The 20,037-nt window shown below is 34.6% G+C and carries 21 protein-coding genes and 5 pseudogenes; 8 read left to right on the forward strand and 18 right to left on the reverse strand.

The window, feature by feature from the left end:
* Positions 1-258: 258 nt before the first annotated feature.
* From B9T28_RS14830 to B9T28_RS09645, 9 genes and pseudogenes are all read right to left on the reverse strand, one after another.
* A pseudogene (locus tag B9T28_RS14830) lies at positions 259-354 on the reverse strand (glycoside hydrolase family protein); the annotation flags it as partial.
* Positions 355-532: 178 nt separating this feature from the next.
* Positions 533-1,330 carry a trimeric autotransporter adhesin/peptidogylcan-associated protein TpgA gene (gene tpgA / locus B9T28_RS09605; protein WP_086203766.1) on the reverse strand — a complete coding sequence of 266 codons (798 nt, stop codon included), beginning with the start codon at positions 1,328-1,330 and terminating at the stop codon, positions 533-535.
* A gap of 75 nt (positions 1,331-1,405) precedes the next feature.
* Positions 1,406-2,797: pseudogene (locus tag B9T28_RS09610) on the reverse strand (YadA-like family protein); the annotation flags it as partial.
* Positions 2,798-2,841: 44 nt separating this feature from the next.
* Positions 2,842-4,080 (reverse strand): ESPR-type extended signal peptide-containing protein, encoded by a 1,239-nt coding sequence (locus tag B9T28_RS09615; RefSeq protein ID WP_171263499.1) that lies wholly within the window; start codon positions 4,078-4,080, stop codon positions 2,842-2,844.
* 418 nt (positions 4,081-4,498) lie between these two features.
* Positions 4,499-4,867 (reverse strand): hypothetical protein, encoded by a 369-nt coding sequence (locus B9T28_RS09625; protein WP_086203770.1) that lies wholly within the window; start codon positions 4,865-4,867, stop codon positions 4,499-4,501.
* Positions 4,867-5,259 (reverse strand): annotated as a pseudogene (locus B9T28_RS09630) (glycoside hydrolase family protein). Before B9T28_RS09630 ends, B9T28_RS09625 begins: the two are co-directional and overlap by 1 nt.
* Positions 5,243-5,533, reverse strand: coding sequence for a hypothetical protein (locus B9T28_RS09635; protein ID WP_143222611.1), 291 nt, complete (start codon positions 5,531-5,533; stop codon positions 5,243-5,245). The pseudogene B9T28_RS09630 and the gene B9T28_RS09635 overlap by 17 nt, the downstream one beginning before the upstream one ends.
* Before the next feature lie 61 nt (positions 5,534-5,594).
* Entirely contained in the window at positions 5,595-6,554 is a 960-nt protein-coding gene (locus B9T28_RS09640) for an acyltransferase family protein (protein ID WP_086203771.1), read from the reverse strand.
* Positions 6,555-6,591: 37 nt separating this feature from the next.
* Positions 6,592-7,494 carry a glycerophosphodiester phosphodiesterase gene (locus B9T28_RS09645; protein WP_171263500.1) on the reverse strand — a complete coding sequence of 301 codons (903 nt, stop codon included), beginning with the start codon at positions 7,492-7,494 and terminating at the stop codon, positions 6,592-6,594.
* 117 nt (positions 7,495-7,611) lie between these two features.
* Here B9T28_RS09645 and B9T28_RS09650 point away from each other — a divergent pair.
* From B9T28_RS09650 to B9T28_RS09665, 4 genes and pseudogenes are all read left to right on the forward strand, one after another.
* Positions 7,612-8,243 (forward strand): annotated as a pseudogene (locus B9T28_RS09650) (exodeoxyribonuclease VII large subunit); the annotation flags it as partial.
* On the forward strand, positions 8,236-8,430 hold the full coding sequence (gene xseB / locus B9T28_RS09655) for an exodeoxyribonuclease VII small subunit (RefSeq protein ID WP_086203773.1): 195 nt from the start codon (positions 8,236-8,238) through the stop codon (positions 8,428-8,430). The pseudogene B9T28_RS09650 and the gene xseB, both read left to right, overlap by 8 nt.
* Positions 8,431-8,537: 107 nt before the next feature.
* The gene (locus B9T28_RS09660) at positions 8,538-9,356 is read left to right on the forward strand and encodes a PAAR domain-containing protein (RefSeq protein WP_086203774.1); all 819 of its coding nucleotides are present in this window, start codon (positions 8,538-8,540) and stop codon (positions 9,354-9,356) included.
* 8 nt (positions 9,357-9,364) lie between these two features.
* Positions 9,365-10,036 (forward strand): hypothetical protein, encoded by a 672-nt coding sequence (locus tag B9T28_RS09665; protein ID WP_086203775.1) that lies wholly within the window; start codon positions 9,365-9,367, stop codon positions 10,034-10,036.
* Positions 10,037-10,069: 33 nt separating this feature from the next.
* Here the strand turns inward: B9T28_RS09665 and B9T28_RS15045 are convergent.
* Positions 10,070-10,281, reverse strand: a pseudogene (locus tag B9T28_RS15045) (hypothetical protein); the annotation flags it as partial.
* Between the two features lie 388 nt (positions 10,282-10,669).
* On the opposite strand from B9T28_RS15045, the gene B9T28_RS09675 reads away from it, so the two are divergent.
* Positions 10,670-11,767 carry an OmpW/AlkL family protein gene (locus tag B9T28_RS09675; RefSeq protein WP_086203776.1) on the forward strand — a complete coding sequence of 366 codons (1,098 nt, stop codon included), beginning with the start codon at positions 10,670-10,672 and terminating at the stop codon, positions 11,765-11,767.
* A 392-nt stretch (positions 11,768-12,159) separates the two neighbouring features.
* Here B9T28_RS09675 and B9T28_RS09680 read toward each other — a convergent pair whose 3' ends face one another.
* From B9T28_RS09680 to B9T28_RS09700, 5 genes are all read right to left on the reverse strand, one after another.
* Positions 12,160-12,561 (reverse strand): helix-turn-helix domain-containing protein, encoded by a 402-nt coding sequence (locus tag B9T28_RS09680; protein WP_086203777.1) that lies wholly within the window; start codon positions 12,559-12,561, stop codon positions 12,160-12,162.
* Between the two features lies 1 nt (position 12,562).
* Positions 12,563-12,853 carry a type II toxin-antitoxin system HigB family toxin gene (locus B9T28_RS09685; RefSeq protein ID WP_086203778.1) on the reverse strand — a complete coding sequence of 97 codons (291 nt, stop codon included), beginning with the start codon at positions 12,851-12,853 and terminating at the stop codon, positions 12,563-12,565.
* 329 nt (positions 12,854-13,182) lie between these two features.
* Positions 13,183-13,383, reverse strand: a complete 201-nt coding sequence (locus B9T28_RS09690) for a hypothetical protein (RefSeq protein WP_086203953.1) — start codon at positions 13,381-13,383, stop codon at positions 13,183-13,185.
* 213 nt (positions 13,384-13,596) lie between these two features.
* Positions 13,597-15,534, reverse strand: coding sequence for an acyltransferase family protein (locus B9T28_RS09695; RefSeq protein WP_086203779.1), 1,938 nt, complete (start codon positions 15,532-15,534; stop codon positions 13,597-13,599).
* A 469-nt stretch (positions 15,535-16,003) separates the two neighbouring features.
* Positions 16,004-16,273 (reverse strand): hypothetical protein, encoded by a 270-nt coding sequence (locus B9T28_RS09700; RefSeq protein WP_086203780.1) that lies wholly within the window; start codon positions 16,271-16,273, stop codon positions 16,004-16,006.
* Positions 16,274-16,586: 313 nt separating this feature from the next.
* Here B9T28_RS09700 and B9T28_RS09705 point away from each other — a divergent pair, with 313 nt between their 5' ends.
* On the forward strand, positions 16,587-17,036 hold the full coding sequence (locus B9T28_RS09705) for a universal stress protein (RefSeq protein ID WP_086203781.1): 450 nt from the start codon (positions 16,587-16,589) through the stop codon (positions 17,034-17,036).
* 99 nt (positions 17,037-17,135) lie between these two features.
* On the opposite strand, the gene B9T28_RS09710 is transcribed toward B9T28_RS09705, so the two are convergent.
* Positions 17,136-17,420, reverse strand: a complete 285-nt coding sequence (locus tag B9T28_RS09710) for a hypothetical protein (protein ID WP_086203782.1) — start codon at positions 17,418-17,420, stop codon at positions 17,136-17,138.
* A gap of 224 nt (positions 17,421-17,644) precedes the next feature.
* Between B9T28_RS09710 and B9T28_RS09715 the strand changes: the two genes are divergently transcribed.
* Both B9T28_RS09715 and B9T28_RS09720 read left to right on the forward strand, forming a co-directional pair.
* Positions 17,645-18,094: a universal stress protein gene (locus B9T28_RS09715; RefSeq protein ID WP_086203783.1), complete on the forward strand. Its 450-nt coding sequence runs from the start codon at positions 17,645-17,647 to the stop codon at positions 18,092-18,094.
* Between the two features lie 41 nt (positions 18,095-18,135).
* Entirely contained in the window at positions 18,136-18,579 is a 444-nt protein-coding gene (locus B9T28_RS09720; RefSeq protein ID WP_086203784.1) for a universal stress protein, read from the forward strand.
* A 70-nt stretch (positions 18,580-18,649) separates the two neighbouring features.
* Here the strand turns inward: B9T28_RS09720 and B9T28_RS09725 are convergent, their stop codons facing one another.
* Together B9T28_RS09725 and B9T28_RS09730 are read right to left on the reverse strand one after the other, a co-directional pair.
* Positions 18,650-18,886, reverse strand: a complete 237-nt coding sequence (locus B9T28_RS09725; protein WP_086203785.1) for a hypothetical protein — start codon at positions 18,884-18,886, stop codon at positions 18,650-18,652.
* Between the two features lie 231 nt (positions 18,887-19,117).
* On the reverse strand, positions 19,118-19,876 hold the full coding sequence (locus B9T28_RS09730; RefSeq protein WP_086203786.1) for a COG4705 family protein: 759 nt from the start codon (positions 19,874-19,876) through the stop codon (positions 19,118-19,120).
* Positions 19,877-20,037: the final 161 nt, after the last annotated feature.

Here is a 20,037-nt window from a genome sequence, read left to right on the forward strand (position 1 = left end):
GATGTCCATTCCATTTTTGTTTTAATTCTAAAAATTCAGTTCGCCTCACCTAATAATTCCCCCTTCATTCTATAGAAGAGACTTAATAAAAAAACTTTTTCATTAAAGTTTTTGATATTTCTTAGGTATAGGGGCAAGCCTATTACACGAAAGTTAAAACTCCATAAAATCAGTGTTTTCTCACAGTTTATTATATTGGCTCTACGGATTAAGTCCGCTATTACGTTATTCATGAAATTTCTTATACGAGAAAGCCCCCTAAAGGGATTTTCCAAACAACTCTTTTTCAACTTTACGACGATTCACCAAACCCTGCATCGTCTTACCACCAGCCTTCACCCACACATCACATTGATATAGAAGTAGGTAATTCAAGTATTTCACATAAGGTGTATTATGTTGATTCTAGATATTATTAACTTCGGATAGTTTCAAAAAATCACCCCATCACAAGATGGGGTAATTTTTTGTTTTAATTAACGAATTTAATAACATAGCTATTCTTCAATTAAAATCTGGTCCTATATAAGGCTTACCAACTAATATTCACCCGTCGATTTGGTGTTAAGCATGGCACAATTTCAACCTGTGCAGATACTGCACAACTTTGATATTCTTCAGTTACGCCTTTTGCTTCGATACGAATACGCTCAGATGATAGACCTGATCTAACTAAATAATCAGCAACCGTCGAGGCACGTTTTTGTGATAGTTTCTGGTTATAGCCGACATTACCTAAACGGTCAGTAAAACCTGTAATTACCACAGGATTTTGAGATGCCGTAGCTTTGATATTTGTAACTATACCATCCAGAATTTGAGGACCTTCAAGAATGGCCTGCTCATCAAAACGATCAAAGTTAAAAAGGACATTAGCATTTCGCTGTGAAACTGTCTCATCAACAATTTGAGTCTCAGGAACAGGTACTATATTTTCAGAACGCAACATAAGCTCTTCACATGCTTCACCTTTCCAGCTTAAACGTTCAGATAAGCCTTTTTTGTCAAAATCGATACGCAATTGGCAGCGCTTATAATCTTGTGTGTTCGGCTTGCGGATATCTAAAACATAATTCCATGTTTTAACAAAGAAAATACCTTCACTAAAATGTGGGTTTCCTAAAATATGATGGAATTGATCTTTGGTCAAATCAGTACTTAAACGTGCTACATCTGCATACTCATAGCGTTGGACTTGTTTCAAATAACTATTTTCAATTTTTGGAAATATCACTTCTTGCTGGGTTTGTACTGGTTCAATCTCAGCATAAATTGACATTGTAGTTACAAGCAATACACCACCGATGATGCTTTTAACAATTTTTTTCATAAATCATTGAATCTCTAAAGTTAAATATATAAGGAAGACTGCAGACAGTCTTTCTTAGTTTTCATCGATTGTGTATTAATCAATTACACCGCTGACACCGATACGAAAACTTGGATCGCCTTCAGAAGCAGCAGCAATACCACCTGTTAATGACCAACGCCCATTATCAGCAGTTTTTCTTAAAGTCACACCTACAGCATTTTCACCACTATGATGAGCCGCAGCTGCTGCATAAGTCCATTTACCTGCTACATAAGGAGCTGTTTCTAATGCCATAGCAGCAGCAATACCAGCATTTGCACGTTTTTCCACACTATCAATACGTTGATTTGTGCTAGTAAAGACTTGCTCTAGCTGATTGCCTAGATTTGTGATTTTTTGGTCAAGTTGATTGTCCCGATTATTTAATGCACTTAAAGCATCACCCACATTATTATGAGTCCCCCCACCGACGTTATAAGTCGGACCGGTATTGGTTTCATAGTTTGCACCACCACCTAAGTGGTTATAAATATTAGTATTACTTGTATGAAGTTGAGATCCATTAATGGCATCTTTTGAATCTTTGCTAATAGATCCATCAGCAACACCATTCACCTTCTTATGACCAGCATTGATGCCTGTGTCTTTATCTATAGAAACATCGCCAACGGTAATTTTATTGGTATTTACAGAGTCGAAATTTACATCTTTCTTGGCTGCAACCTTATAGTTAGTACTACCATCTTGATTGGTAGACTGGCTGACAATAATGTTGTCGCCTTCTGAAACTGTTGTTTTAGCTTTAGTTACATTGTTAATCGCATCATGTAACTGACCACCGTTCACAGCATCTTTTGAACCTTTGGCTATCGTACCATCTTCTACATTCGTGATTTTTTTGCTTCCAGCATCGATACCATCTTTGGTTACACTTGGACCACCTTTGATGGTTAAGCCATCATTATTGACTATTGTATCACCAGTTTGAATACTACCGTCTTTACCTAAATTAAGATCTTTAGCTAAATCCATCTTAATTTGATTACCGTTTTTACTCACTTGGATGTTGCCATCAGTATTTGTAAAATCAACCGTATCACCAGGTTTTACAGCGCTTGAATTTTTTCCATTTGCTGTTAAATTCCAACCTTGATTAGCAATGTTTACTTTATTATTAATTGAATCAATCGCATCATGAATAGTGTTCTTACCAGTATTACCTACATTTGAGGTCGTTACACCTCCATCAGTATTTAGTGACGTATTACCACCAATACTGTTTTTAATGCTATTTGTAGTATTATGAAGCTGGCTACCATTCACTGCATCTTGTGATGTACTGTTAATATCGCCATTTGCAACATTGGTAATTTTCTTTTTACCCGCATCAATGCCTAATGCTGAAATGCTTGGACCATCTTTGATGCTTAAGCCAGCATGATTAATTAGGGTATCGCCAAGCGTGACTGAGTCGAATTTAACGTCTTTTTTAGTTGTAACTTTATATTCTTTGCTACCATCAAGATTAGTTACATCTGTACCGTAATGTTGTCGCCTTCCACAACGGTAGTTTTTGTACCAGATCCAGCATTTTTTTCAATTGCTTCTGCGATAGAAGTATAGTCATTACCAGCAACATTAAATGGCCCTGTTAGCTTGCCATTATCACCTACTGTAACACCCCCACCAATAATATTTGCAGCGCTATTTGCGATATTACCCAACACCACATTGGTTCTATAAAGCTGGCTACCATTAATACCATCGGTACTTGTAGCACTAATTTTACCAGCCGCAACATTTTTAAGTTGACGTTCAGCTCCTGCAGATCCTAAAGAAACTTGATCACCTGCTTGACTAGCAGCACCAGCAAATGATCCAAATTTTATGCCATCAATCGTTGTTTCTGTTTCTTTTGTTGCATCTGTATCGGTATTTGATTTTGAACCAATTGCGACAGCATTAATTTTTGTTACTTTAGAGGAATTACCAATGGCAATACCATTACTTTGTTCTACTCTTGAACCAAAGCCTAAAGCTGTTGATTCTTTTGCATTGGCAGAAATCAAAGAATTTGACCCCAAGGCTAAACTTTTTTCAGCACCACCTTCAACAGATGCTCTACGACCAATCGCTACAGTATCTGCAGTATTATCACCAATTTTAGAAGCAATACCGATTGCAACACCACCGTCAGAATTTCCTGAATTAGCTTTAGCACCAATCGCAACCGATGCATTTTCTACATTCGTTTGTGCTTGATCAGCAATAGCCCCTGTACCAATAGCAACACTATGCGCCCATGCCCAAGAATCATTACCAATGGCAACCCCACCTTTATCATCCCCACTATTTGCATTTGCATTACGACCAATTGCAATACCATCATTAATTACACGTGCGTTATCCCCTAAGGCAATCCCACCAACAATTCCTGTTCCGCCTGAGACGCTGGCAGAACAACCTATTGCAATTGAGTTCGGTAAGTTGGTATTGGCAGAACCACAATTTGGATCTGAAATTGCAATAGCTCCATCATTACCACTTCCAACATTTACCGCATATAACTGGGGTGAAAGTGAAAGTAAAGCTGAGGCTAATAGACTTAAATTAATAGTTTTCTTTGTTTTTACTATTGTTAATTCAGTACTAGAGTTTAAAACCGCTTTGCTACGAGATGAAGAAGGTCCTTTCGCCATTGCTAGCTCAGAAACGGCAACCCATGCACCCACTGAAGCGTTCCAAATCACTTTATAAATTTTATTCACACCAACCCCATAAAAGCGACGCAAGTCTCATTACCAAAAAATAAAGAGACAATATTTGCAGAAGCTGGGCATTATATTCATTTTTTATAATTTATCCATACTTGATATATAATTTTTTAATCTTTTTGCAGAAAACCTATCTAAATCATTGATGATACCAAGTTAAATCTGAGTATCCATGCCACCAAACCTATGATGATAAAAACCATCATAGACCAGACATTTTTACTTTGGAGAAACCGGATATTTCTATTTGGGGTTTACATGCCCTCACTTGAGGGCTTTTCCAATCTCTATCCATGCATCAATTTGAGCCGAACATTCATTATATTTAGCCACAGTATCCACTGCCCAAGGCAAAACTGACCTACCCTGTCCTGATTCCAGTATTTGAAGATCAGGACAAGGTTGCATTAAATTAGCTGGAATCACTGGCGATAAGTGAGTTGAGCTGCTGCACCCCATCATCATCAAAACAATGGTTGAGATACACAGGACACTCAATGATCTTTTGCACTTCACGTGTAACTGTTTCGACTTTGACTCGTTGTTCTGATTTGACTTGCTCATAGTCTGCACTCACTTGGTTGATTTCATTTTGTTTGACGGCTAAAGCTTTTAATTGCTTTTGTTCCATTGCTTGAATGGTGGCTTTGCACTTGGCATCCGCTGCTTTGAGCTTTCCGCTTAAATGGTTGGTGTATGCAATTTGCGACAGCCATAAAATAAAAAAGACCGCTATTGCGATCCAAGTTTTAAATTTCCATAAGATTTGAATGATTGGCATCAATTTTCCCCTATACATTTGGAATGTCGTTCAACCTGTCTGGTCCATACCCCATAACAACCATTGGATCGGATGGAACAATCCCGCTTTGCAACGTATTTCCATTTCAGCAATGCATCACAGGCTTGTTTGTAATTGCCCTGTTTTAAGTTACGCAGCATTGAAGAGGTAGATCAAGCGGGAGTGCCAAATTGATATGAAAAATCTAAATAGCTGTCATATTCAGTTTGGGATAATTTCACTCCAGTTAAAGTTTTTTTAAATACCACTTCACGTTTAGATACAACAGGAATAACGGGATATGCGGTATATCCCTCTTTCACCTTCACCCCTGTGAAAAATAAAACTGATGCTGTTATGGTTGAAACGAGAACTTTACTCTTTGCTGACATCAGATAGCCCCTGTAATTGTTTTTTAGTAAGTTCGTGAATTTCTTCTTCGCGCTTATCTTTTTTGCGCTGAAATTTAAGATTGGTGATGTAGTTATAGAGGCTAATCAATAGACCAACTAAACCAATCCCGACACCAATCCAAAAGCCCCAATCGATTGCTGCTGCCCAGCCTGTAATCATCACCCCTACACCTGTTGCCGTGGTTGCTGTTGCAAACTTTCCTACTACCGCTGATGTTGTTTCTTCCACTGCACTGACTGCGGTTTCAGACATTTCGCCCCCTTATTTTTGGCAATAAAAAAGCACCCTACTGGGTGCTCAATGAAAGTATGTTCTAGAGTTTTATAGATTTCATCAATAGAGATGACATTGATTTAATCGATTTTTCAAACACATCAAATCTTAAAATTAAACAAGTATTTACAGACAAGAAAACACTCATCATTAACCCTAAAGCAAAACTATCTTGGTATTTAAAAAAGTGAGATAAGACAATAACTATAAAACCGTGTAACAAATAAATTGGCAATGTATGTTGCCCTAAGCTCACAAATTTAGTTTTAAAAATTTGAGTTATTGCTAATATTGATAAAACACCCAAACTAGAAATTACAAATACTAAAAGGCGCGTCAATAAACCTTCAAACATTCCTACATCTGATTGTTTATAACTCAAACTCCCAAAAAGCCAACTGCTCTCTATATCACTAAATTTGACAATAAATACTATGAAAATTAGAAACAAAAAACCCAAAAATGCATAAACCCTATTGGTCTTTAATACCTCAATTATTTGCTTACCATACACACTTCCAATTACAAAAAAAGGCAAAAATACAAAAACTCGCCCCACTGAAAACAAATAGTTATCAATCGGCGACAGCCCTATTAACATAGATAAAACTATTGATATTAGAACTGGATAGCCAATTTTTTTTAAAAGTGGTGTAAGAATTGTCCAAACTACCATTCCCACTAAATACCACAAAATCCAATAGGGTTTTATTAACCATGCAAATGAAATTTGATGGTTAATAATTGAATCAAATAATACATACGCAATTTGAAATGGTATTAACAATGATAAAAAATAGACAACTTTTTGGAAAATATCTTTATGCTTAAAGAACACTCCTGATATAAAAATAAAAGCTGGCATATGTACAAAATATATAGTGCTCAATAAAATTCTATTAGTTTCATTATCCCACCCAATTATTCTTTCTAAGAAGTGCCCAAAAACAACCAAAAAAATTAAAATTCCTTTTGATGTATCTAAATAGGTATCTCGCATATATCTAATTTTAAGTAAAATATGCGAGAAGTTTAACTCAAATTCCTTCCGCAGCGTTGAGGATTTTCCTGATATTAAGTGTGTCAGTAGTTACACCAGAAACAGCTAAATCTACATATTGTTTCACTAAGTTTTGATCATTCATTGTCCAGATTTCTACAGGTATTTCTTGATCAAAGGCATAATTACATCGATCCTTATTTACAGAAGAGTATTGAGAATCAATGAACACTTGATTCGTTCCTGTTTTTAATAAATTTGTTTTATCAATCATGTCGGGTGTTACATCTGCTAAATAGCCTAATCTCGCATAAGGGTCATAACTCTTAATCATGACTAAAGCATCATAATTAAAGCTAATATAAGTAACTTTTCCTTTAAGTCCTGCATGTCTAACCATTTCTGCTAATTTAGTGGCTCTTGCTACCGTGATTGGCATACCTTGCTTTAATTCAATGTAAGGATGCATTCCAATACGATGACATAAACTCAAAAACTCTTCATAAGATGGAATTTTTGTTCCTGCATATTGACTGCCTTTCCAAGCTCCAAAATCATATTGGCGAGCTTGGCTAAAGGTCATTTGAGTAATATTACCCGTACCATTACTTGTACGATTAATAGTATCGTCATGAAGTAAAATAGGGATTTCATCACTGGTGAAATTAATGTCTGTTTCAGCGTATGAATAGCCTTTTTTCTTGGCTAATGTATAAGCAAGAAGTGTGTTTTCAGGGGCTTCGATAGAATATCCACGATGAGCAATTGCTTTTACCGTATCGTCTAAACGATTTTGTGCAACACCACCATCAGAAGAACCGCCATTTTTAATATCATAAATGACACCATCAATAGCATAAGGTGCACCAATATCTAATGAGATACGTCCCTGATTGGATTCACCCCAGTAATTACCCCTATCACGAATAGAAGCGACCAATACATAACGGTATTTTTGCAGTGCTGTTAGTTTATCATTCCATTTCTTAGCTATAAGCGTATCAGTTGCAATATCCCATCATAGTTGAATCGCACTAGATTCAATGCTACCAAAAGAGCTTCTAATTTTAAAACTGCACCGGATCTAATCGTTATTATTCGTGGCGGTGGAGCTGTGAATGATTTAGCTTATTTAAACGACTACAATTTAGCAGCCCTACTCTGTAAACGCTCTGTTCCTATTTGGGTCGGCATTGGCCATGAAAAAGACCGTACGATTTTAGATGAAGTGGCCAACCGTTCTTTCGACACCCCAAGTAAAGTGATTAGTGGTATTCGTAATTTGATTGTTAAACGAACTCAGGAAGTACTGGAATCACTACAAACGATAAAGCTCTTATTTCAACACCAGATTACGGCGTATCAAAGCCAAAATAAAACATCAAACTGATTAAAACACTCACTCATGGTCAAATCCATGAATCAAATAAAACCTTGGATTTAATGAAAGGTACAACTCAATATTTAGCTCAACAACAGATAAAATTAGCATCTAATCAAGTTGAATCATTGATGCGTGAAACTCTTCTACAAAATCCAAAAAATGTGATGGCCAAAGGTTTCGGTATTATTCGAAGTCAAGGCAAAGCTATTCGCTCAGTTAAACAGATTTCAGGTGATAGCATCCAAGTAGAATTACTGGATGGAACTATCGAAGCCAATGTGATACAGGTACAAAGTAATGACTAAAAAAGAATTAACATTTAAAGAAGGTTATGAAGTTCTTAAGAAGAATGCTGGCTTGCTTGAATCACAAGAAGAACCTGATATTGATAATTTGATGAAAATTGTCGAAGAGTCTATGTCTGCATACAAAGCCTGTAAAACACGTGTAGATGCTGTACAACAGGCTTTAAATGAGACTTTTAAAGAATAAAATATTGCTTTTAAGAAATTATCTATTAAATTGTCTCATTATAATATTTAGAATCACTCTATAACATTAATCATAACAATCGGTTTAAACATACTAGAGATATAACAATGCAAGCGACAATTACAATCGGAGATAAGACAACTCATGGCGGCACAGTTTTAGAAGTTGATTCATCTTTTATAGTTCAAGGTAAAGCCGCTCATTTAAATGGAATGCAACACTTCTGCCCTAAATGCAAAATTATTACATCAGCTATTGCAAGCAATCATTTAGTCACAATCAATGGTAAAGCCATGATTGTTGCTGGTGATAAAACTACTTGCGGTGCAACTTTTATTCAAAGCCAAAATTTAGTTGTAAAGGATCGAGGATCTTCTAATGGCTCTGATAGCTCCGTAAGCTCATCACAATCTTCAATTTCAAACTCAAATCTAAATAATAATTTTAGTGAGAAAAAAGATAAGACTAAAATTTACTATGTCGAAAGGCATACAACAGACGTCTTTATTAGTCATAAAGCTATAATTATGCCATTTGATGAAGGTGTACAGGGATTGTCAGGAGCTGTGAGTTACTTCTTAAACTATGTACTTACAGGTAAAAATCTTTTTTTAAGTGTAACCATGGACCCTAATCCGATAATTCATAGTGCTAAAATTTTCCCATATGGCAAAGCTACAATAACCAGAGAAGGAGAAAACTTTGGCACCACGAAACTTAAAGTTGGTTCAGGAATTTGGAATACAGACAAAGGACGAATTCCTTTAGGCAGCTGCAACATTATCCTTCCAGATCCCAACATACAAATTGTGGAAGTATCTCTTGAACTTGGATATACAGCTCAACCAAGTGATAGCGTAGGTGCTGTATCCCCTTTACCTCCGTATAAAAAATATAAATTCACATTAAATTCATATGCAAAATGAGTAGAGTTATGAAAAATTTAATATTGCCATTTATCATTGCAGTGGCTCCACTGACGGCTTGTAATAGTTCAGAAAATATCTCTATACCAGACTCAAGCATTCATTCTAAAGAAGTTTTGAGTCCAGAAAGCCTAAAAATTATTAATGAATATAACTCTATTATTCAGAATGCACACAATTTTGAAAACGATGATGTCACTAAATCAAAACTTAAAAGCATTCTTCCTCAATTAAATAAAATTAATAGCGCCAAAGAGCGTAATAGCATTTTATTAAATACTTACTTACGTTTAGAGGAATTCGATCAAGCTTATAATTTGACAGAAAAAATCTTAGCAACAGAAAAAAAACCTAATATGCAAAATTTTCAATGCCTATTAATGGAAACATTGAATAAAGATAAACCTCAAATCAAGAAATGCTATGAACTTGCTTCTGCATTATACAAAATAGATGTTGAAAAACTAAAATCCAACAATCCAAAGTATACTTTTACCTTATGGAACTATTACTCAAATATGTACCAAGCTGGTCATGAGGAATATATTGGTAAACTTAAACAAATTATTAAAGATCAGAAGCATGAAAGTGATAAGCAAATGTATCAAACCTTATATGAGATAGAAACGAATCCAAATGAAAGGAAATCTCTTTTAGATTCACTAAAGCTTCCAAACTAAGTTTTAAATTAAAGCACCAATATTGGTGCTTTTTTAATATCCAATAAACCCATACCGACTATGCAAAACAGCCAATCCACACTTCACATCAGATCGTGCATCATTTGAGTACGATCTTCTCTTACCATCTCCAACCATGAACAGCCATAAAAGTAACGGCTAATGATTGCATCCCCCCAGTCATCTAGTACTTCTGACTGCCCTTTGACATCTAAAATCAAACACTGAACTGCTCGAGCCTCATTATGAATAAGCCTTCAATGGTAGGTTTGTGCAACAAAGCCCCTATAAGTTAAATATGCATCATAAAAACCACACTATTAGGCCTTATTTTATATTCTTCCAAGAAACACTATTCCACCAAATGAATCGAAATAAAATACAGGTTTTCATACATTAGAAATTACGTGCACCATTATGTAAAGCTATAAAAAAACAATATCGAAATACCATAATACCTCCATAATCGCTTATCATTTTGCGCCAAAAAATCATATAAATTTGCATAAAATATCACTTTTAAACCTGTTTATTGGTTGACCAATAGAGTATTCACTCTAATAATGTGTGCTATGTTTCAGAAAGGATCCGCTGAAACTATAAAAAAAATATTGAACTTTAAGGAAGTTAGTCATGAGTCAATTTTCTAAAATTGTATTGCCAATAGCATGTCTATTATCTACAAATTTAGCGTACGCGGATTCTTCAAATTATAAACGCTGGGCAGTCAGTGCGGGTTGGATGCATGTAATGCCACAAGGAAAAGCCAATTCCACTCATGTAACAACTGCTGTCGAAGAAGGCGGTAGTTATGGTGTTGGGTCATTGTGGGGGGCAGATCTTGATAAATATGCAACCAACAGAGATAAACTAACTGGTATGGGCAAATTGATGTTTGACAGTTTTGTCAAACACAGTCAAAAAGATCCTGAATATAAAGTACCTAACAGTTTAATGAATGGTGCAAGATCTGATATTTCAGGAATTTCAGATTATACTGCTACGGGTGGTATGGAAGCTGAAAATACCGATACACTGGGACTGACTTTAAGCTATTTCGTGAATGATAATGTTTCCTTAGAGTTGGTCGGTGGTATTCCACCTAAAGTTGATATTAAAGGTGTGGGAGAAATTCGTGCTGTTGCTTTATCCACCTCTAATTCACCTCCACCACTTGGAACACCACCGACTTATTTTAATGGTTTACAACTGCTTAAAGATACCTTAATTACCGATCTTGGTGCTCATGGTACGGTTGCTGAAGTCACAGCTTGGACTCCTGCTGTTACCGCTAAATACCATTTTGGCACATCAGGTAAGGATCGCTTCCGTCCATTTGTTGGTGCAGGTGTTACATATGGTCATTTCAATAAATTAAAACTTAATGGTGGTGTAGAAGAAGACTTAATTCAAGCCGGTTATATGATTGATAATATTTTAAGTGGTCGTGCAGGAGAGGCTCTGCATGGTGGTAAAGGTAGCTCGACAGCTACACCTAAAGTGAAGGTTGAAACCAGCGATGCTTTTGCACCTGTCTTTACTGCAGGCTTTACCTATGACTTTACCGACCGTTGGTTCAGTACTGGTTCACTCAGCTATATGCCAAACTTCAATAATGTTGCAACGGTTACTGTAACTGATACCTCTACAGGTAGAGAACTAATTAAGTCCAACACGAAAATTGATCTAGACCCATTAGTAACTTATGTAGGTGTGGGCTATCGTTTTTAATATAAGTACTATTTAACATTCATATGTGCTCATTTAACATAATGGGCCTTATACTAAAAAGCCCTCTCCCTAGGGGCTTTTTTTTAAATACTACCTTTTCACCTGCTCATCTATACACTAAACTTTACCAAACTCAAATCTTGTATTTAATGACCATTAAAAGATATACAATCAACATTCAAACACTTTGAACAATCTTTAATTAAGATATCTGAAGATGATTTTAATCAATTAATATTTGATGCTTTAGCTAAATTAGAAATTTCAAAGAAAAAACATCAGCTTTATATTGTTCAATAATGCTTAGAGTACTGACTTTCTTCAAAATCAGTACTAAATTTAAATACCTTAATCCCCAAAGAAAAAAAAAGAATACTTAAGTACCCTATTGATTAAAAAAATGTATCCACAGAAACATTAAATCGCTCAGACAATGCTTTAATATGGCGAATATTTAACTGACGTTTACCACTCAATATTTCAGAAATAACAGATTGTGTTGCAACTTCGGCTAAGTCTGATTGACCCAATCTATGTTGCTCCATCAAAAAGGCTAAAGCAGTACGTCCATCACCTTCGGGCATAGGTAAGTGTTCATTTTCATAAGATGATACTAAATCACCAAGCTGATGAATTAGCCCCATTAAAGAATGTGCCTCATCATCACCTACAATATCTAAAAGCTCATCTAAGGCTTCAGTAATTGCATTAAAGTCTTCGTCATTCTCTGGCTTACTGAGCAATGGTGCAACATAACGCCAGTGATCAACGGCCTGTTTAATCATCGCATTCATATTAGCCTTCCTTCCAATAACCTTTGTCATACTCATTGTGAGACAGAACATGACGGATATACACACGCTTTGCCTGATACATTACAACGGCAATAAGCCGAATCTTATTTCCACCAATATCAAATACATGAAGTTTTCCAACCTTATCGACTGCATGAAAAAATTGTTTCATCTCGGCAAAATTTTTAGGATCATTTGCCTTAATAATGCGATACCAACCATCTAATGCATTTTCAGCCTGTGGCCACTTTTGGATTGCTTCAATAATTCGAGCGTGGGTGATCACATGCATAACATTTTATCGCATTTTGCTATAAATCGAGTATATACCAAATATCGCATTTTGCAATAACCCACTAATTGATGCTTTTATCAGGCTGATATATGGCTTTTTGAAGCCAACACTCAATAAAATTTGCTCCAGTGCGCTAAACTCTGGAACAGCTAAATATAAATATAATCATCGACCTATTCATTCTAGTTAGACTTTCCATTGTGCATTTGATTTAAAATTCAATTATCTTAAATTATCAAAAAGATGACTAGGCCGCTATTCATTTAAATAAAACTGCTCAATAAAAAACTCACCTTTTCAATAGGCTTCTATTATTTAGTCTTTTGCTATAAATCAGTACCAACAAACACATTTTCAATAAAAGCAGATGCATCATAATCATCGGGCAATTCTATATTTACCTCAAAATGAATAACTTCGGCGCCAGTCTTTTCTTTAAAATCAGCAAACTTTTGAGTAAGAAATTCATGGATTTCATCTTCAAGCTTAGCTCTTTCAATTCGATATTCTTCTAGTGCTTCTTTCACAGCGACCACCATGGTTTTTAATTGTGCAATTAATTTACCATAAAAATTTAAAAGCCCGACTCGTTACCGAGCTTTTATTATTATACGAAATCAATCTGGTAATGAACTAAAATTAAACGACTTAGAATAAAGAAATCCACCAATAAAAAGCACTTACCTGAAGATCGTCTAGGCGTACCCCAAATTAAATTGGATATATTTTAGTCGCAAAACCTAATAATTTTGATCTGCTATAAATAATTTTAGAGTCTGATATTTCGGTTGAGTTTCAAAATATTTTTCAGATTCAAAGGAACCAATAATCGACATATGCCTTCCATCAAGAGAATAAGGTGTATTCTTCAGTGCTAATTGATCGGGTTTAAATAAGTCCGCTTGTGTAAGCAAAAGTGCATTGTGATAATTTGAAACAATAGCCGAAATTGTATTTAAAGCCAACTTTTGTTCAGTAGCTTTACTGTTACTTAAGTAATTGTTTAAATTAAAATCTTGATTTAGCCACATTGATCTTTTATAGAGTAAACTGATATTTTTATCAAAAGCATAAGGTTCAGACATAACAATGACTTTTTTATGATGCTGTGTTGCAACGTCTAATAAGTCTTTAAATCCATTTTGTTGATTCTGCCCAACAATATCAGACCATCTACCTGCAAAAATAAGAACCTCATATTGATCTATATTCTTTTTTAAATAGTTCCTATTGACCAAACATTGGGCATAAGCGCTCGTATCTTTAGACCCCGTAAAGTTTTTATTCAAACTTGGATAACACCAGTTTGTTGCAACAACATTGATATCTAAATTTAATTTTCGTCCTAATACATCCCAAAAAGGAATATTATGACCAGCAAAAGAATCTCCAAATAAAAGTGCTTTTTTTGCATTTGGTTGTTGTGAGGCAACATGACATTTAAGTCCATCTTCACCGACAGTCAGTGATTGATTATCTTTGATATTGTAAAAGCACCATCCATTTGAAGGAGAAGGCATCTTAATTAAAGAGGTTGATTTAAGATAAGCTGGACTTGCGCGTGATGGAATCCCATCTTTTTGAATCAATTCAAATAAAGTATAGAAAACAATCACCACACTCAATAATAATAAGTAGGCCGTTTTAAAATTAAATTTTGATAGCAAGGCCCGACTGGTGTTTTCTATATATTTATAACTCAACCAACCCAATATTATAGATAATGTAATGGCAAGAGAAAGAGTGATGATATTTCGCTGAAACGCAAAATAGGCAAAGAAAAAAACAATAGGCCAATGCCATAAATAAATTGAATAGGATGAACTTCCTATCATTTGAATAAACTTAGATCGAGTGAAAAAAGATTGCTGATTATTGGAAATTAGAATTAATACTGTTCCAAAAATTGGAAGAATGGCTGCATAACCTGGCCATGGGGTATTTTTATTAATGACCATTAGGCTGATAAAAAGGCAGGCATAACCTATAATTTCACTCGATCTTTGAATAAATGGAGTGAGCGTACGATTATTAAAGTAAACATAGACTATTCCACCAGCGAGCATTTCCCAAGCCCGTGTTGATAGCATAAAAAAAGATGAAATAGAGTTCTTAGGCGTTATTATCACTGATAATAGCAATGATAAAATAGAAATAAAGACGAGCAATAAACCAATAGAATGTAAATTTTTTCTAACTTTGATAAAGAGTGAAAGGATAATGGGGAATAAAATATAAAATTGCCACTCTACAGCCAAAGACCAGGTATGCAATAAAATTTTATCACCCGCGCTGACAGCGAAATAATCTCCAGCTTGCCTGCTATACAGCCAATTCGATAAAAATGTTATACTATACTTGGCATCTTTCGCGTAGTTTTTAAATTCTTCTGGAATAAGAATAAACCATCCTAAAAGAGTAATAATCAAAACTAAAAACAATAATGCAGGAAAAATCCGAATAGCTCTTGATAAATAAAAGTTTGCAAATGAAAATTGATTATTTAATAGCTTTTCAATAAGTATTTTCGACATTAAATAACCAGAAATGACGAAAAATATATCAACCCCCATAAAGCCTGCAGAAAATCCCAATATTTTAAAGTGGTATAAAACAACAAAAATTATGGCGTAAGCTCTTAATCCATTAACATCCGATCTAAATACTTTATCTTTCATATAGATACAAACAATTGCTTATTCTTGAGTAGCGGTATTATATGTAATGAATAAATAACTGTATAAGTGAAATGTGTTGAGAAAATGTAGCCTTTAAGATGGAAACTATACGGACTCAACCGAACAGTATGTAATGCCAATCATTGTATAAAAAGCACCTAGAATGCCCCCTATTACTCACTCATACAAGGATGCCCTATTGTAGCCACAACTATAGAAATATACTCGGAATTTGCCTAGTTGGAATCTCTAGTATATTCAGCACACATCAACCAACTATAAGTTAATATTTTTATATAAAAATAAAGCACTTAAAAAATTCGATCATTAATAGACAATAAAAAGTCCGCAATTTTATACAGACTTTTTAAATTGATATACAACAAATATATACTTTATATTTGAAGCTTAAAATTACTGGTATTAGTCTAATTTACACACAGGAATGCAATCATTTTTTTAGCTAAAACTAATTTACCTGCCCTAATGCCCAAGCCAAAAAATCATCTTTATTGGTAAATTCTGGTGCTTTCATGCCATTAATTTTCCGCACAATACCGCCAAATGAGCCAATATAGGTAGAATGATTTTCCATAACAATTCTTTCTGAATCCTTATCCTTCATGACATCTAAGAAAGCTTTCAATTTTTCATGCTGACTTAATTCTCTATATTCTGGCCGCTCTATTAAATAGTAATATACCTGTTCTACGACATGTTTTTGATTTGATAAAATCATATTTACCTCATATTCATTTTAGTTATAAAGCTTGCACATTCTTTTAAAATAATGCTTTTCAGTCTAGCTTTTTAACAAAAAATACATGATGGCTCAATGACTTTTTTTAACATTCGGTAAATTATTTTTTAATTCCTATATATTCCAAACACATAAAATCACACCACAACTTTAGCTTTAAAAGTCTTCAAGTTAATTGTTTATATTTATTATCCAATACAATAATAAATTCATACAAAATCTGCCATAAATTGAATATAAGAAGTGTTATATTTTAATCAGATAAAGAATCTTGTAATAAGAGGAAGATCTTATGAATTACCAACACCTTCTTGTTGCTGTTGATGATTCTGCTGTATCGCTTGAAGCGGCTGAAAAAGCAATGATTTTAGCAAAAGCCCTAGAGAGTAAAGTTACCCTAGTCAGCGTTGTCTCTATGGATCCTTTAAGTAGTATTAGCTTCTATGGAAAGGCTTCTCGCTCTGTGGATTATTACTCAGAAGCAGAAGATCATGCGAAAAATGTATTAACAGCGTTAAAACTCAAATTTACCAATAAAGGGATTGATACAGAGACTAAAATTCTTGGAAATTTATCTGAAAGTTATGCCATAACCCAATTAGCTGATGAATTAAATGTTGATTTGATTGTGATGGGTTCGCATGGTCGCACAGGGTTTAAAAAATTAGCTCTAGGCAGTATCACTCAAGATGTGCTCACATTAAGCCATGTCCCTGTATTGATTATAAAACACACACAGTAATATGACATCCCCCCCCTTAAAAAAACCCACGATTGTGGGTTTTTTAAAAATCAACCTTTCCCAAAAAAGCCCTAGCAATTTAGAAACTAATTAATCCCGTTAAATTGTAGATTCAGTTTTAAAATAAGGATGATTACAACGATATACACTTAATTTTTTTAATTCTATTTTTAGAAAAGATTCAGACTCTTGTTCCCAAGTCGGCTGACCACTGTAAAAATCGGTATTATTAACTGTCCAATCAGAGACTAAACCATATATAAATGAATTATCAGCAAAAACTAATTTCGATTTATTACTCGTTTCACTCTTAAAAACTTTATGTGTTGGTAAAGAACCAAACACATTAAAACAAGTATATAAATATTGATAATTAAGATTCATCGTGCGAGCTCACTTCCATTGAGCATACTATAACAGTAAAGCCTCCTCTCTATCCCCCTAAATCACCGCCGATAAAACTCTAAGCGTATTATAAATATTGCTTATCATCTTGATCATTACTACAAACTCATCAACGAATATTAACGGATTCAAATTGCGAGCTGAACCACGATGTGCTATCAATAAGAATAAGAATTAAATACGATATCCAAAGGATAAAAACCATGTCATATAAACATATTTTAATTCCAGTTGATGATTCTCCTATCTCTTATGCAGCAATTGAACATGCTGAAAAACTTGCGAAAGCTTTTGGTAGCAAAGTGACAGTGATGAGCGTTATTGCCTTAGATCCATTCACAGGTGTAGATTTTTATAAAATCGCTCCTGCTGTCACTCAATATATTCTTGAAGCAGAAGCAAATGCTGAAGGTCGCTTAAAAGATATTAAAGAGACTCTAAGCCATCACGGCATCCTTGTTGAAACAAAAATCATTCGAGAAGTTCCGACAGCAACCGGAATTTTAAATATTGCAGATGAAATCAATGCGGATCTGATTGTAATGGGATCTCATGGCCGTACAGGTCTTAAAAAACTATTTTTAGGCAGTGTCGCTCAAGAAGTGCTTACGATCAGTCCTATCCCTGTACTCATCGTCAAACAATCAAATTAAGTTAGCTTAAATTTTATTTTCAATCATGTAGGATATTAATCATGTCATACCAAAATATTTTAGTCCCAATTGATGGTTCAGAAATTTCCTTATCAGCTGCCAAACATGCAGCCGAAATTGCCAAAGCTCTTGGCAGCCAATTAACTGCGATTAGTATTGTATCTGAAGACCCTTTTTCAGCTGCAGATTTTTATTACAGCCCAGATATGTTGAAAGATTATATTCTTGAGGCATATAAAACTGCTGAAGAAGCACTTGAAAAAGTAAAGAGTATTGCTTCTGAAATAGGCGTTAGTATTAATACCCAAGTGATTAAAGGTCCCGTTTTTGCTGAAACCATTTCCGAAACTGCTGAGAAATTAGGTACAGATCTTATTGTGATGGGTTCACATGGTCGTAAAGGCTTTAAAAAGTTTCTGCTGGGTAGTTTTGCACAAGATGTTTTAGCAAATACTCATCTTCCTGTACTGATCATCAAACAATAGATTTCTCATAAATAGTGAGCATAAAACCCACTATGTGGGTTTTATTAAGTCTGATCATAATAAATATTATCTAATCATGAGTCGCAATCACTTTAATCAAAATCGTTTGTGATTCCTCAAAATCATCAAAGATTTGCTTACGCGTAAGCTCCTTGGACTTTACTTTAAAATTATGGCTTTGATAATGAATAACTGAAGGAATTTCATCAAAGTATTGACTTCCCGCATCAAGTGTCTCTTCAAATAATGGTGTACCAAGCTGATATTCTTTACTTTTTAAGACAACATATTTAACTGTTGTTTTCATGGTTTACACTCCTTTTTCACATACACTTTATTTTTATTTATATCATCTTTTGGGTTATATAAAAGAATTAAATGAATGACTTTGCATAATATTCCCACAAATAAGACCAAAACATAAAATCTTTGCTGTGGTTGAAATCACTCCTTACGACTTGAAGTACAGCATAAAACGTCTTCTTATTATCCCTTTTGCAAAAATGGCATCAATTTTTTAAACCAATCAACATTTCAATTAGCTAATTTTTTTCTGTGTCCGATTTGATAAACCGACACAAATCGTAATTAACACCAATAAAATGAACGATGCCGTAAATCGACTTAAAGCTAAACCACCATGATCAATCGGTTTATCTAAAAAGTCCCCAACCACTGCACCTAAAGGTCGTGTTAAAACAAAAGCGACCCAAAACAACAAGGTTCTAGAAAGGTTTGTCCAAAGATATAGTGCTAAAATTAATAGAATTAAACCACCATAAAGATATATCCCACCCGTATAGCCAAGACCTGCGGTATCTGCAGACCAATCCCCCAATGCTGTACCTAAAGTCTGTGAAAACGTAATCGTCAACCAGTAGAAAATTTCTATACGTGGACGATCTACGCTATGTGGAGAAATTGAACCTTCTGATTTATACCAAATTAGTAATGAACCAAGCACTAATGCCAATAAAATAGTACTTCCACCAACATAGCCAATCCCTAAGGAACGATCGACAAAATCTGCTAAGGTTGTTCCAACCGTCGTACTGGCAATAATGGTTGCCCAATATAAAGCTGGCTTATAGGTTTTACTTGAAATTTGTAAATATAAAAATGCAATAAAAATAAAAGCAAAAATAGTCGTGCTTAATAAATATCCTAAATTTAAGGACATTGATAGCGCATCACCAGCTGTTTCACCAAATGTCGTGGCAAAAATTTTTGTGATCCAAAATAAACCCGTGATTTGAGGAACTTTCACCAAGGTGTTTTTCAAAATTTCGTTCATCATAAAACTCGAACTAAGGTTATATTTATAGTTCAACGCTAACACCTTAAAATCGGCTTAACCTACTTTTAAAATCAAGTAAGCGACACTCATTCAGATGGTAGATATTGAGAAGCTTATTTGTGATATTAACTCAACATTATGAACTTTTTTAAAGAGCAAAA

Origin of the sequence: Acinetobacter silvestris, from assembly GCF_002135235.1 — a bacterium.
GTDB lineage: Bacteria > Pseudomonadota > Gammaproteobacteria > Pseudomonadales > Moraxellaceae > Acinetobacter > Acinetobacter silvestris.